Annotated in this window: 12 protein-coding genes; 10 read left to right on the forward strand and 2 right to left on the reverse strand. The window is 72.1% G+C overall.

Translation table 11 applies throughout. The features are described 5' to 3' along the window. The first annotated feature begins 20 nt into the window (after positions 1 to 20). The 7 genes from lpxD to ACS5PV_RS10680 all read left to right on the forward strand — a co-directional run bounded on the left by lpxD (position 21) and on the right by ACS5PV_RS10680 (position 8066). Complete coding sequence (gene lpxD / locus ACS5PV_RS10650) at positions 21 to 1076, forward strand: UDP-3-O-(3-hydroxymyristoyl)glucosamine N-acyltransferase (RefSeq protein WP_455395302.1); 1056 nt, start codon at positions 21 to 23, stop codon at positions 1074 to 1076. Between the two features lie 208 nt (positions 1077 to 1284). Further along, entirely contained in the window at positions 1285 to 1740 is a 456-nt protein-coding gene (gene fabZ / locus ACS5PV_RS10655; protein ID WP_395413591.1) for a 3-hydroxyacyl-ACP dehydratase FabZ, read from the forward strand. Beyond that, entirely contained in the window at positions 1737 to 2573 is an 837-nt protein-coding gene (gene lpxA, locus ACS5PV_RS10660; RefSeq protein ID WP_455395303.1) for an acyl-ACP--UDP-N-acetylglucosamine O-acyltransferase, read from the forward strand. Before fabZ ends, lpxA begins: the two co-directional genes overlap by 4 nt. Then, on the forward strand, positions 2570 to 3505 hold the full coding sequence (locus tag ACS5PV_RS10665) for an LpxI family protein (RefSeq protein WP_455395304.1): 936 nt from the start codon (positions 2570 to 2572) through the stop codon (positions 3503 to 3505). The genes lpxA and ACS5PV_RS10665 overlap by 4 nt, the downstream gene beginning before the upstream one ends. After that, the gene (gene lpxB / locus ACS5PV_RS10670; protein ID WP_455395305.1) at positions 3502 to 4665 is read left to right on the forward strand and encodes a lipid-A-disaccharide synthase; all 1164 of its coding nucleotides are present in this window, start codon (positions 3502 to 3504) and stop codon (positions 4663 to 4665) included. The genes ACS5PV_RS10665 and lpxB overlap by 4 nt, the downstream gene beginning before the upstream one ends. Positions 4666 to 4911: 246 nt before the next feature. After that, positions 4912 to 6618: a cache domain-containing protein gene (locus ACS5PV_RS10675; protein ID WP_455395306.1), complete on the forward strand. Its 1707-nt coding sequence runs from the start codon at positions 4912 to 4914 to the stop codon at positions 6616 to 6618. Beyond that, positions 6618 to 8066: a mechanosensitive ion channel family protein gene (locus tag ACS5PV_RS10680; RefSeq protein WP_455395307.1), complete on the forward strand. Its 1449-nt coding sequence runs from the start codon at positions 6618 to 6620 to the stop codon at positions 8064 to 8066. Before ACS5PV_RS10675 ends, ACS5PV_RS10680 begins: the two co-directional genes overlap by 1 nt. 7 nt (positions 8067 to 8073) lie before the next feature. Here ACS5PV_RS10680 and ACS5PV_RS10685 read toward each other — a convergent pair whose 3' ends face one another. After that, positions 8074 to 8601, reverse strand: a complete 528-nt coding sequence (locus ACS5PV_RS10685) for a redoxin family protein (RefSeq protein WP_455395308.1) — start codon at positions 8599 to 8601, stop codon at positions 8074 to 8076. Positions 8602 to 9001: 400 nt separating this feature from the next. On the opposite strand from ACS5PV_RS10685, the gene ACS5PV_RS10690 reads away from it, so the two are divergent. Further along, complete coding sequence (locus ACS5PV_RS10690; RefSeq protein ID WP_455395309.1) at positions 9002 to 10624, forward strand: hybrid sensor histidine kinase/response regulator; 1623 nt, start codon at positions 9002 to 9004, stop codon at positions 10622 to 10624. A gap of 78 nt (positions 10625 to 10702) precedes the next feature. Here ACS5PV_RS10690 and ACS5PV_RS10695 read toward each other — a convergent pair whose 3' ends face one another. Further along, positions 10703 to 11533 (reverse strand): GNAT family N-acetyltransferase, encoded by an 831-nt coding sequence (locus ACS5PV_RS10695; protein WP_455395310.1) that lies wholly within the window; start codon positions 11531 to 11533, stop codon positions 10703 to 10705. Positions 11534 to 12133: 600 nt separating this feature from the next. On the opposite strand from ACS5PV_RS10695, the gene ACS5PV_RS10700 reads away from it, so the two are divergent. Further along, positions 12134 to 12373, forward strand: a complete 240-nt coding sequence (locus tag ACS5PV_RS10700; protein WP_455395311.1) for a hypothetical protein — start codon at positions 12134 to 12136, stop codon at positions 12371 to 12373. Positions 12374 to 12717: 344 nt separating this feature from the next. Continuing rightward, complete coding sequence (locus tag ACS5PV_RS10705; protein WP_455395312.1) at positions 12718 to 12879, forward strand: hypothetical protein; 162 nt, start codon at positions 12718 to 12720, stop codon at positions 12877 to 12879. The last annotated feature ends 132 nt before the right edge of the window (positions 12880 to 13011 follow it).

Consider the following 13011-nt stretch of genomic DNA (forward strand, 5'->3'; position numbering starts at 1 on the left):
GCCTCAAGCGGATGCAGGCGATGTCGGAACCGGTCTTCTTTCCCCTCGCGGCTCCCGTTCCCCTGCGCGAGGTCGCGGCGCTCTCCGGCGCGACCCTGCCGCCCGGCATCGACGGCGAGGCGGTGATCCGGGCGGCGGCGCCGCTGGAGAGCGCCGGTCCCGACGACCTCGCCTACATGGACAACGCCAAATACGCCGACGCGCTCGCCGCGACGCGGGCCCGCGCCTGCCTCGTCACCCCGCGCTTCGCCGCCCGGGTGCCGGAGGGCACGGTCGCGCTGGTGACGCCGCAGGCCTATCGCGGCTTCGCGACGGTGCTGGCCCGGCTGTTTCCGAGCGCGGCGCGCCCGACCTCGCTGTTTGGCGCCACCGGCGTGTCGCCGGGCTCCTTCGTCCACCCGACCGCCCGGCTCGAGCCCGGCGTCGTGGTCGATCCCGGCGTGGTGATCGGCCCGGAGGCCGAGATCGGCGCCGGGACGGTGCTGGCGGCGGGCTGCGTCGTCGGTCCGGGCGTGCGGATCGGCCGGGGCTGCGCCATCGGCCCCAACGCCTCGGTGCTGCACGCCTTCTTAGGGAATCGGGTGATCGTGCATGGCGGCGCCCGCATCGGCCAGGACGGGTTCGGCTTCGCCATGGGGCCGGGCGGCCACCTCAAGGTGCCGCAGGTCGGCCGGGTCATCATCCAGGACGACGTCGAGATCGGCGCCAACACCACCATCGACCGGGGCGCCAGCCGCGACACGGTGGTGGGCGAGGGCACCAAGATCGACAATCTGGTGCAGATCGCCCACAACGTCGTCATCGGCCGCCACTGCGTGATCGTCGCCCAGGTCGGCATCTCGGGCTCGACCACGCTCGAGGATTACGTCGTGCTCGGCGGCCAGGTCGGCGTCGTGGGCCATCTGCGCATCGGCATGGGCGCGCAGATCGCCGGATCGAGCAACGTCAACAAGGACGTGCCGGCAGGATCCCGCTGGGGCGGCACCCCGGCCAAGCCCGTGCGCGAGTGGTTCCGCGAGATGACGACGCTCAAGAACCTCGCGGCGCGCGCCCGCGACGAGGACGGCGAGGGCTGAATTCGTTACCCCGCGAGGTCCCCTGCTCCTGGCGCCGGCGCCGATGCGCCGGACGTTCCGGCCTCCGGCCGGGACACCGAGGAGGATGTGGTCCGCCGCGCTCCCGCCGCAAATCGCTTGCATCCGCGCCGCTTCTCGCCAAAGACGGCGCACCGACGATCCGAGTGCCACCGGGGCAGCCATGAGGGAGCCTGACGCCATGACCGAGATGCCTGCCGAGCTGGGTACGGCCGACATCCTGCGGGTGATGGAGCTCCTGCCCCACCGCTACCCGTTCCTGATGATCGACAAGATCGTGCAGATCGACCGGGACGAGAGCTGCATCGGCATCAAGAACGTCACGATCAACGAGCCGCACTTCACCGGGCACTTCCCGGCCGCGCCGGTCTTCCCCGGCGTGCTCCTGATCGAGGGCATGGCCCAGACCGCCGGCGCGATCTGCTGCGCCCACAAGCTCAAGGGCGACGCCAAGCCGAGCAAGGTCTTCTTCATGACCATCGACAAGGCGAAGTTCCGCAAGCCGGTCGTGCCGGGCGACGTCGTCGAGTACCACATGCGCAAGACCAGCAACCGTCGCTTCATGTGGTGGTTCAAGGGCGAGGCCAAGGTCAACGGCGTGCTGGTGGCCGAGGCCGAGATCGGCGCGATGCTGGTGACCGAATGAGCGAGCGGCCCGAGATGAGCGAGAGCCACGAGACCCGCATCCACCCGAGCGCGGTGGTCGAGGACGGCGCGGTGATCGGCGCCGGCGTCGAGATCGGGCCGTTCTGCCATGTCGGCCCGCAAGCCCAGCTCGGCGACGGCGTCAAGCTCGTCAGCCACGTCGTCGTGGCCGGCCGCACCACGGTCGGGCCGCGCACCCGGATCTACCCCTTCGCGTCGATCGGCCATCCGCCGCAGGACCTCAAGTTCCGCGGCGAGGACTCGACCCTGACGATCGGCGCCGATTGCCAGATCCGCGAGGGCGTGACGATGAATCCCGGCACCGCCGGCGGCGGCCTCGCCACGGTGGTGGGCGACGGGTGCGCCTTCCTCGCCAACAGCCATGTCGGCCACGATTGCCGGGTCGGCAGCCACGTCGTGTTCTCCAACAACGTGATGCTCGCCGGCCACTGCCAGGTCGGCGACTACGCGATCCTCGGCGGCGGCGCGGCGGTGATCCAGTTCGCCCGGGTCGGCGCGCACGCCTTCGTCGGCGGCCTGTCGGGGCTGGAGAACGACCTGATCCCCTACGGCATGGCGGTGGGCAACCGCGCCCACCTGTCGGGGCTCAACATCATCGGGCTCCAGCGCCGCGGCTTCTCCCGCGAGGAGATCCACGCGCTGCGCAAGGCCTACCGCCTGCTGTTTGCCCTCGAAGGCACGCTGATGGAGCGGGTCGAGGACGTGGCGGCGGAGTTCGACCAGCACCCGATCGTGCAGGAGATCCTCGCCTTCATCCGCGAGGGCGGCAAGCGCTCGGTCTGCACGCCGCGCGAGGCGCCGGGCGCCGCGTGACGAACGCTGCGGCGGCGACGGCCGCATCGGCCCCGGCGCGCCCGGTCGCGATCGTGGCCGGGGCCGGCCGGCTGCCGCTCCTCATCGCCGCCTCCCTCGACCGGGCCGGGCGCTCCTGCCGCGTGCTGGCGATCCGGGGCTTCGCCGATCCGGCGACCCGGCGGCGGGCCGACGCCACGGTCGACCTCCTCGACGTGCGCGGCGCCCTCGACACCCTGAGCGCCTGGGCGCCCGCCGGGGTGACGCTCGCCGGCGCGGTGGCGCGGCCGAGTCCCGCCGCCCTCCTCAACACGCTCGCCGCCTACCGCAACCGCGACACCCTGCGGGCGCTGGCGTCGGGCGGCGACGACCACCTGCTGCGCGGCGTGCTCGCGCTCCTGGAGGAGCACGGGTTGCAGGTGCTCGGCGTGCGCGACCTCGCGCCGAACCTGATGGCGCCGCAGGGGCGCCTCGGTGCCCTCGGGCCCGACGAGGCGGCGGAAGGATCGGTCGAGGCCGGGCGAGCGCTGCTCGCCAGCCTGTCGCCGCACGATGTCGGCCAGGCCGCCGTGGTGGCGAGCCGGCGGGTGCTGGCGGTCGAGGGGCCGGAGGGCACCGACCGGATGCTCGCCCGCGCCCGGGCGCTCGCCCGCCGCCCCCTGGGCCTCGGGCGCCCGCCCGCCGGGATGGTGCTGGTCAAGCGCGCCAAGGACGGCCAGGACCTGCGCGTCGACCTGCCGGCGATCGGCCCGCGCACGGTGAAGCGCGCGGCGGAGGCCGGCTGCCTCGGCATCGCGGTCGGGGCCGGCGACACCCTGGTGCTCGACCGGGCGGAGACGGTGGCGCTCGCCGACCGGCTCGGCCTCTTCCTCCTCGGCTTGCCGCCGGATCCCTCGCCGCCGGATCCTTTGCCGCCCTCTCCCTTGCCGCCCGATCCGGAGCCCTCCCGTTGAGCGCGCGTCCTCTCACCGTGTGGCTGGTGGCCGGCGAGGAATCCGGCGACCAGCTCGGCGCCAAGCTGATCCGATCGCTGCGCGCGCTCTCCGACCGGCCGCTGGTCCTGTCCGGCGTCGGCGGCGACGCGATGGCGGCGGAAGGGCTCGACTCGCTGTTCCCGCTCGAGGACGTGGCGGTGATCGGCTACCTCGCGGTGGCGGCGCGCATCCGCCTCCTGATGCGGCGGATCCGCCAGACCGTGCGGGCCTGCGTCGCCGCCCGCCCCGACGTGCTCGTCATCATCGACAGCCCGGGCTTCACCCACGCGGTAGCGAGCCGGGTGCGTCGGCAGGTGCCGGACCTCCCCGTCGTCGACTACGTCAGCCCGAGCGTCTGGGCCTGGCGCCCGTGGCGGGCAAAGACCATGCGCGGCTACATCGATCACGTGCTCGCCCTGCTGCCGTTCGAGCCCGACGCCCATCGCCGCCTCAATGGGCCCGCCTGCACCTATGTCGGCCACCCGCTGATCGAGCGCCTGGGGGAATTGCGGCCCGGCCCGGACGAGATCGCGGCCCGCCAAGGCCCCTCCCCGGTGCTGGCGGTGCTGCCGGGCTCGCGCCGCTCCGAGATCGAGCGGCTGATGCCGATCTTCGGCGCCGCGCTGGCGCGCGTGCAGGCGCAGGGCCACGCCTTCCGCGTCGAGCTGCCGGCGGTGACGCGCCACCGCGCCCTGATCGAGCGCCTGTCCGCCGCCTGGCCGGTGCGCCCGCGCCTGATCGACGGCGAGGCCGACAAGCTCGCGACCTTCCGGCGGGCGCGCGCGGCGCTCGCGGCGTCGGGCACGGTGACGCTCGAACTCGCGTTGTCCGGCGTGCCGATGGTGGTGGCCTATCAGGTGCCGAAGATCGAGGAGGTGATCGTGCGCCGCCTGATCCAGGTGCCGACGATCGTGCTGCCGAACCTGATCCTCGGCGAGAATGCGATCCCGGAGCTGATCCAGGCCGAGTGCACGCCGGAGCGGCTGGCGGCGGCTCTAGCCCCTCTCCTGCCCGAGGGCCCGGCCCGGGCGGCGCAGGAGGCCGCGCTCGCCCGCCTCGACGCCACGATGCGCCTGCCCGACGGCGACGACCCGAGCCGCAGCGCCGCCCGGATCGTGCTGGCCGCGGCACGCCGGTGACTGGTGGCCCGCCTCTGAAACCTCTCCCGCTCCACGCCGGACACAGCCGATAGTTGCGTCACCCATCGTCACGGCAGTGATAATTCTGCACCATTACGCGACTTTTACAAACCGGCGACTCACCTATAGTTGACGCAGTTCCATCACGACTTCGATGAAGGCGGAAGGTCTGTGCGCGAGCGGATCGCGCCCGACCCGACGGGTCCGGCGCTCCACCGGCGGCGGCGAGAACGGCACACGGCATCGATGAGCGTAAACAGCGACGGCAGCGCGGGGACGACCTTCGGGACGCGGCAGGTCCTGCTGGCGCTCGTCGCCGCCGTGGCGGCCTGCGCGATCGGCCTCCTGACCGGCGTCGGCCAGTATGCGAGCGCGCGCCGCGCCGTCGCCGACGATGCGGAGAACCGGGCGGCCCGCTTCGAGGCGGTCTTTCGCGAGGCCTCGGAGGCGCGCCTCCAGGCCCTGCGCCTCGGGGTCGAGGTCCTGGCGCGGGACGAGGGCATCGTCGAGGCGTTCCGTCGCCGCGACCGGGCCGAGCTCGCCCGGCGCACCGTCCCGCTCTACGAGCAGGTGCTCAAGCCGCGCTTCGGCGTCACGGTGTTCGACTTCCCCGGCACCGACGGCACGATGTTCTTTCGCGCCCACCGCGCCGACCTGTTCGGCGACAGCGTCGCCGAGCGGGCGATGGTGACGGCGACGCTCAAGTCGCGCATCACGGTCGCCGGCCTGGAGATCGGCCGGTCCGGCCCGGAACTGCGCGCGATGACGCCGGTCGTCGCCGGCGAGGCGCTGATCGGGGCGCTGGAGCTCGGCTCCTCGCCCTGGGACGCGCTCCAGATCGCCGCCCAGGCGACCGGGCTCGACTTCGCCTTCGCGATGGACCGGCGCACCGCCGAGCTGCTCGACCGGGTGCGCGGCTCGGCCGACCTCGCCAAGGGCGACGTGCTGTACATCCGCACCTCGAAGCCCGGGATCCGCGATCTCCTGGCGGGGGCGGCGTTCGACCCGGGCGCGGCGGGCGCGATGCTTCTGGCGAGCGAGGGCCGCGAGATCTTCCTGCGAACGATCCCCGTCCCGGATGCGAGCCGGCAGCCGGTCACCCGGGTGACGGTGGTCGAGGACCTGACCGAGGGGCTGTCGGCGCGGCGTACCACGATCGTGCTCTATACCGGGCTCGCCACCCTCGTCCTGCTCGGGCTGATCCTGACCGGGATCTTCCAGTTCCGGGCCCTGCGGGCGCGCCTCGAGGAGAGCTTCGCCGGGCGGCTGCAGGAGGTCCGCAGCAAGGCGCTCGCCTACGACCGCATGAACCACACGCTGCGCGACCTGCAGGGCTGGAAGCTCGGCATCCTGAGCGAGCTCGTCCTCGTCGTCCGCAACCCGCTCGCGGCGGTACAGGGCGCGCTCGATGCCGCCCGCCCGCGCGCCGGCGCCTCCCCTGAGATCGCCTTCGCGGCCGGGGAGATCGGCCGCCTCAACGCGGCGTTCGACGACCACGTGAAGATGCTGGCGATGCGCGACCGGCTGCAGCGGATCGACGTCGAGCCGGTCGACTTCGCCGCGATGCTGGCCGAGCTCCTCGACGAGTCCGGATCCTACGACCGCATCGCGATCGCCGCCCTCCCGCCGGTCGCCGGCAACGCGGCCTTGCTGCGGGCGGCGTTCCGGGCCCTCGTCCACGCCCTGCCGCGCCGCGCTAACGCCGTCGGCCTGTCGGTCGAGGCCTGGAGCGAGGGCGCGGCGGTCTCCGGCCTCATCACCGGCACCGGCGCCTGGGCCGCCGGGCCGCCGGCGCTCGACGAGGCGGTAGCCTTCGCCTCCGGCCTGGGGCCGCGCCTCGGCGAGAGCCTGGTCCTGGCGCGCCTGACGATCGAGGGATTCGGCGGCGCGCTGGCGCTGGTCGACGAGGATCCGCGGCGCATCGGCTTCTCCTTCACGCTGAGGAGCGCGTGATGCGCCGCGGGCCCATCACCCGGCCGCCCCTGGCGCTGTCGATCCCGTTCCTCGCCGTCGCCGCGGTGATCCTGTTCGACGACCTGTTCACCCGGCCATTCACCTACCTCACCGGGGCCAATCCCGACCTGGTGAGGCGGGGCGAGACGACGCTGCTCCTGGCGATCAGCGCCCTCGTGGTCGCGCGGATCGTGCGGCGCGACCTGATCCACGGCGTGCTGGAGGCCAGGGCCGGCAAGGCGCTGCCCCACCTGCTCGGCGACGTGGCGGCCCTGCTGGTGCTGCTCACGGGCGGCGCCGTCGTCATGACCGGCGTCTACGGCCAGGATCTCGGCGCGGTGGTGGCGGCGGGCGGCATCGGCCTTGCCATCGTCGGCATCGCGCTGCGCGACGTGATCCTGGCGGTGTTCAACGGCGCGGCGCTCAGCGTCGAGAACGCCTTCACGGTCGGCGACCGGATCAAGATCGGAGAGGTCGACGGCAAGGTCGTGCAATCGACCTGGCGCAGCACCACCATCCTGACGAGCGCGCGCCGGCTCGTCACCATCCCGAACGTGGCGCTCGGCACCGCCTCGATCACCAATTTCGACCGGCCGGACCGGAGCGAGCAGCGCATCCTCGAGATCTGCCTCGACTACAGCGTCACGGCGGAGAGCGCCGAGCGCATCCTGCTCGCGGGCGTGCTCGGCGCAGGCGGCGTCGCCCTCGTCGACGCGCCGCGGGTGCACGCCATCCGGCTCGACCGGGACGGCGTCCTCTACGCGGTGCGCTACGTCATCGCCAGCCACGATCAGGCGCTGGCCTCCGACCACGCGGTGATCAAGAGCATCCTCGCCCACCTGCGGGATTCCGGCATCGGCGTCGCCTACCCGAAGCAGGAGGTCGTCAACACCGACCGGCGCATCCGGGTCGCCGACCGGGCCTTCGACCGCGGCGTCCTGGTCCAGCAATGCGGGCTGTTCGAGGGTCTGCCCGCGGAGGTGCGCGGCCGCGTCACCGCCGCGCTGGTCGAGCGCCAGCTCCAGCCGGGCGCCGTGCTGGTGGAGGCGGGCGAGGTCCGGCCCTCGCTGTTCATCATCGGCGAGGGGCTGATCTCCCGCCGCCGCGCCCGGCCCGACCGGCCCGACTTCGTCGAGGAACGCTACGTCGCGACCCAGCTTCTCGGGCGGCGCGCCCTCCTGTCGGGCCTCGCCCACCCGGCCACGGTGTCGGCGGTGACGCAGAGCCTGGTCTTCGAGCTGACGCGGGCGGCCTTCGCCGGGATCCTGGCCGACTTCCCCGAGGCCAAGGCGACGCTCGCCGCGAACCTCACCCGCGTGCCGCTGCGCGACCTCTCCCAGGCGACCGACCGCAGCCTGCTGCCGCTCAACACCGCCCATGGCCGCCCGGCGGCCTTCTACGGCGGGCTGCTCGACGCGATCGAGGGCGAGGCGAGGCGGGGGGCGTGATCGCGCCCTACCGGCCCTTCAGGTAGTCCAGCATCGTCCCGGCATCCGAGACCGCGAGGCCGACGCCCGGCGGGTCGTCGCGAAAGCCCGGCTCGACGAACATCTTAGCGATCACGCCGTCCTCGACGTGCATCGAGTAGCGCCAGCTGCGCATCCCCATGCCCTGCCGGCCGCGCTTGACCAGCATCCCCATCTGGCGCGTGAAGTCGGCGTTGCCGTCGGGCAGCATGAACACCTTCTCGATGCCCTTGGACTTCGCCCACTGGTACATCACGAAGGCGTCGTTGACCGACAGGCAGATCACCCGGTCGATGCCGAGCGCGAGAAAGTCGTCGGCGTGCTGCTCGTAGCCCGGCAGATGGTCGTCCGAGCAGGCCGGCGTGAAGGCGCCGGGGAGCGCGAACAGCACGACGTTGCGGCCGCCGAAGACCTCGGCGGAGGTCAGGTCCTTCCACTCGAACGGGTTGGGGCCGCCGAGGGTCTCGTTCCTGACGCGGATGTGGAAGGTCACGTCCGGGACGGTGGCGGGCTGCATCGGAACCTCGCAGGAAGAACGCATCGTGGACGAGCGAAACGGGCGCCACGAGACTAGCTCCGCCGCCCGCCCGCCGTCACGGTAAAAAAATCGCCCCGCCCGCGGGGCAGACCGGACGCGTCGGCGGAACCGACTCGCCACCCATTCCCGCCGCAGGCCCCAGACGAGGTGAATGCACGAAACCACGGCGGATCGTCACGTGAGGACGAGATCGCTTCCTTCATCCCGCCGCTTCTCGGCTTGATTCGTTCCTCGGCGCCACCGCGGCAAAGTCGCGCTGCTGGAAATCGTGCACTATCCTTTCGCGTCGCTTGATATCGCCCCTCGGTGCCTATCTTCTTGCGGGTGACTGAGGCCGGACCGCGTGCCGCGTGGCTCAGACAGCGGCATGGGGGCAGCGATGGCGGACATTTCGGAGAAGCCGGATCTCGGCGGGCCGGGGCCTGCCGTCACCTCGCGCGGCCCCCGCGCCGTCAACGACACCCACTCGGACATCTTCTTCGCCGCCGTCGAGACGACGCGGATGCCGATGATCGTGACCGATCCGCACCAGCCGGACAATCCGATCGTCTTTGCCAACCAGGCCTTCCTGCGCATGACCGGCTACCGGCCGGAGGAGCTGGTCGGCACCAATTGCCGCTTCCTGCAAGGTCCCGAGACCGACCGCGAGACGGTGTCGGAGGTCCGCCGCGCCATCGCCGAGCGCAAGGAGATCGCGACCGAGATCCTGAACTACCGCAAGGACGGCTCGACCTTCTGGAACGCGCTGTTCATCTCGCCGGTCTACGACAAGCAGGGCGAGCTGGTCTATTTCTTCGGCTCGCAGCTCGACGTCTCGCGCCGGCGCGACGCCGAGCAGGCGCTGCATCAGGCCCAGAAGATGGAGGCTTTGGGCCAGCTCACCGGCGGCATCGCGCACGACTTCAACAACCTGCTCCAGGTCATCAGCGGCTACACCGACGTGGTGCTGGCGCTCCCCGAGCACCCGAAGATCGACGCGAGCCGGCTCACGGGCGCCGGCGAGGCGATCCGCGCCGCGACCGACCGGGCGGCACGCCTCACCCACCAGCTCCTCGCCTTCGCCCGCAAGCAGCGCCTCGACGGCCGGGCGCTCAACCTCAACACCCTCGTGCGCGGCATGAACGAGATCGCCGGGCGCACGCTCGGCGACCACGTCGTGGTGAAGACCGAGCTCGCGCCCGATCTGTGGAACTGCCGCATCGACCCGACCCAGGCCGAGGTGGCCTTGCTCAACGTGCTCCTCAACGCCCGCGACGCGATGCCGGGCGGCGGCACGGTGACGATCAGGACCGAGAACCTGACCATCGACGACGAGATGGCCCTGCTGCTGCTGGTGCGGCCGGGGGCCTACGTGGTGGTGCAGATGCAGGATACCGGCCTCGGCATGGCGCCGGAGATTCTGGCGCGGGTGATGGAGCCGTTCTTCACCACCAAGGAGGAGGGCCGCGGCACGGGGTTGGGCCTCGCCATGGTCTACGGCTTCGTCAAGCAGTCCGGCGGCACGGTGCGGATCACCTCCGAGGTGGGCCAGGGTACCACCGTGCGCCTGCTCTTCCCGGCGACCGACCAGGCCGTCGCGACCGAGCGCCGCCCCGCCCCGCGGGCCACCGACCGCAGCGGCACCGAGACCATCCTGGTGGTGGACGACCGCCCAGACGTCGCCGAGACCGCCCGGGTGATCCTGGACGATTTCGGCTACACGGTGCTCGTCGCCCACGGGGCCCAGGAGGCGCTGGACCTCCTCGACAGCGGCGACAAGATCGACCTCCTGTTCTCCGACCTGATCATGCCCGGCGGCATGAACGGCGTGCTGCTCGCCCGCGCCGCCCGCGAGCGCCAGCCGCGGATCAAGGTGCTGCTCACCACCGGCTACGCCGAGGCCTCGATCGAGCGCACGGATGCCGGCGGCAGCGAGTTCGAGATCATCAACAAGCCGTATCGCCGGATGGAGCTGGCGCGGCGGGTGCGCCTGACGCTGGACGGGCCGACGGGGGTGGGGTAGCGCCCCGGGCCTCGCATAGGAGGGACAGGCCCGGGCTGTCGCCGGGCCCGCCTCCGCTCAGAGAGCCTTGGTGAGGTACTACACCCCGACTCCGCCCCGGAACGGCTCCTCGTGCTCGACGGCGAAGCCGGCCCGCCGATAGAAATCGACATTGCCGGCGAAGGCCTGGTTCGTTCCGAGCTTGATCGTGGTGTGACCGAGTTCGCGCGCGATCTCCTCGGCCCGCCGCAGCATCGTCCGGCCGAGCCCCTGGCCGTGATGCTCCGGGGCAACCGCCAGGTTCTCGACCCAGAGATGATCGGCGCGCGGGATCGTCTCGACGAGCGCCACGAGGGCACCGTCCCGCTCCAGCAGGTCGAAGCGGTGAAGGCGCAAAGCCTGCGCGTAATCGGCCGTCATCGGCACGGGCTCCCGGCCGATCACCGGCACCCACTTCGCGTAGGCCGCCCGCACCAGGGCCTCGATCGCCGGGACATCGGCCTTCGTCGCGGAGCGCAGGGTCCCGAGGGCGGGCGCGGCCGCGACGGCCGTCACCTCGACTTCGACCAGCGCATCCGGCCGCGCCAGCCCCGCCACGACGATCACGGTGACGGCGGCGGGCCTGTCGGACGCCCAGCGCGCCCGCCGCAACGCACCGAGTTCGGCCAGGTCGGCGGTGCGAGTCAGGAAGAACGTCGCCTTGGCGACCTGGGGCAAGCCTGAGCCGGCGGCGGCGAGCAGCGCCTCGACGTTGTCCATCGCCTGCCCGAGCTGGCCGGCAAAGTCCTCGCGCATCCGGCCCTCCGGCGTGACGCCGAACTGGCCGGAGACGAAAAGGAGACGCCCGACCGGCGCCTCGCAGGCATGGGTGTAGATCGTGCGGAATGCGTCCGGCACGGTCCAGACGGTCGGCGGATCGATGGTCTTCACGGCGTGTCGCCCTGCTTGCGCCCCGGCCCCGACGATCGGGCTCCACTGCACGGGGCAGGTGAGGCCCCGCCGCGCTCACGGCCGCAGGGCTCGGAGACGCGATCTGGTGAGGGGTGCCAGCAAGCAGCGCAGGCTGCTCAAGCTGGCGAGGCGCTACACGCCCCGATCCCGCCGACCGCGTCGAACGCAGCGTCGGCCTCGGACGGTCATCATCGGGCGGGTCGGGCTCATGCGACGATGCTAGGGGCAATCTCCCCTTGGGGCAACAGGGATCCGAGAGGATCGGACGTTGCCGCCGCCTCCGGGGCCGGCGGCAGCGCGACGGGGGGGGGGGGGGGGCGGCCCCGTCTCGCCCGAGGCGCACCCGGCGACCTGTATGCCCCGGGTCGAGGAGGCCCGGGCCCGCGGCCGGCGGCACGGTGGTCGTCCGGGAATCGCGCGGTCGCACCCGGCCCCGCAACGGCCCGGCTCACCCGCGGGGCATCCCGGCGGCAACGCGCCTGCAGCGCGACCGATGCAGCAAGCGGGGCCATTGGCCCGGCCCTTGCTGGGCTGGGTGGCCTGTTCACCTCACTCTCGCGAGTTATGGAGCCGCCCGCCGTGTTGAAAGCTGCCCTGATCGTCCTCGTCCTGGCCGGCACCGCAGGCGCCGCCCATGCTCAGTCCTACACGGCGCCGAGCCCCACCGACGTGCCGACCACCGCGACCCGGGTCCTCAGCAAGGCCGACCGCAAGGCCGCTTGCACGGGCGCGGCGAACCGGCGCGGCCTCCGCGGGCTGACCCGGCAGCAATTCCGGGCGGCTTGCCGCGGACGCCCGATCCCGCGTTCCGTCAACTGACGTCACCGTCGTCGAGACCGGAAGCCGTCGGATCCCGCGCAGGCGTGCTCCCGGCCACGTCGCGGGATGTCGAATCCCTGGTGTCCCGTTGGGCTGCGCCCCGTGCAACGAAGGCGGGGCGTCGTCCGGCGAGCGAACCGCGTGTCCATTCCCACTCCGGCGTTTGGTTCCCCCGGGCTACGGCTTGAACGATCGATTTCCAGTCCTCTGCGACATCAAGCCGGCACCGACGGAATGTCGCGCGCCGTCACGCACAGTCGTGCGATTTACCAGGAACCCGTATCCCGATCATATGTTATCGGATCACTCATCGCGGTGCGCCGCAGATCATGGGAGATACGGGAATGGCGGACAAGAAGCAGCAGTCTCAGTCGACGAACACTGACGACGGCCGGCACAACCACAAGAATCCCGAGACCCCGAACCAGGGCACCGTGCAGCATTCGGACGACGGCCGCCTGAAGGAGAACCGCGAGAAGGGCATCCATCGCGGCGACAAGGAGTAAGGTCCGGGCGCAAGCCGGGACGGGAGGGCCGCCGTGAGGCGGCCCTTTTCGTTGGCCCCGACGACGTCGAAACCCTCGACATCCTCTCGAGACCCCCGAAAGCGGAACCCGAAAATGACATCGAGGGCCATC

It is taken from the genome of Methylobacterium sp. Gmos1, assembly GCF_053764715.1.

Bases quoted from the DNA above. Each gene is read 5' to 3' on its own strand.
- lpxD (WP_455395302.1), top strand. From the start codon at position 21: ATGTCGGAACCGGTCTTCTTTCCCCTCGCGGCTCCCGTTCCCCTGCGC.
- fabZ (WP_395413591.1), top strand. From the start codon at position 1,285: ATGCCTGCCGAGCTGGGTACGGCCGACATCCTGCGGGTGATGGAGCTC.
- lpxA (WP_455395303.1), top strand. From the start codon at position 1,737: ATGAGCGAGCGGCCCGAGATGAGCGAGAGCCACGAGACCCGCATCCAC.
- ACS5PV_RS10675 (WP_455395306.1), top strand. From the start codon at position 4,912: ATGAGCGTAAACAGCGACGGCAGCGCGGGGACGACCTTCGGGACGCGG.
- ACS5PV_RS10680 (WP_455395307.1), top strand. From the start codon at position 6,618: ATGCGCCGCGGGCCCATCACCCGGCCGCCCCTGGCGCTGTCGATCCCG.
- ACS5PV_RS10685 (WP_455395308.1), bottom strand. From the start codon at position 8,601: ATGCAGCCCGCCACCGTCCCGGACGTGACCTTCCACATCCGCGTCAGG.
- ACS5PV_RS10690 (WP_455395309.1), top strand. From the start codon at position 9,002: ATGGCGGACATTTCGGAGAAGCCGGATCTCGGCGGGCCGGGGCCTGCC.
- ACS5PV_RS10705 (WP_455395312.1), top strand. From the start codon at position 12,718: ATGGCGGACAAGAAGCAGCAGTCTCAGTCGACGAACACTGACGACGGC.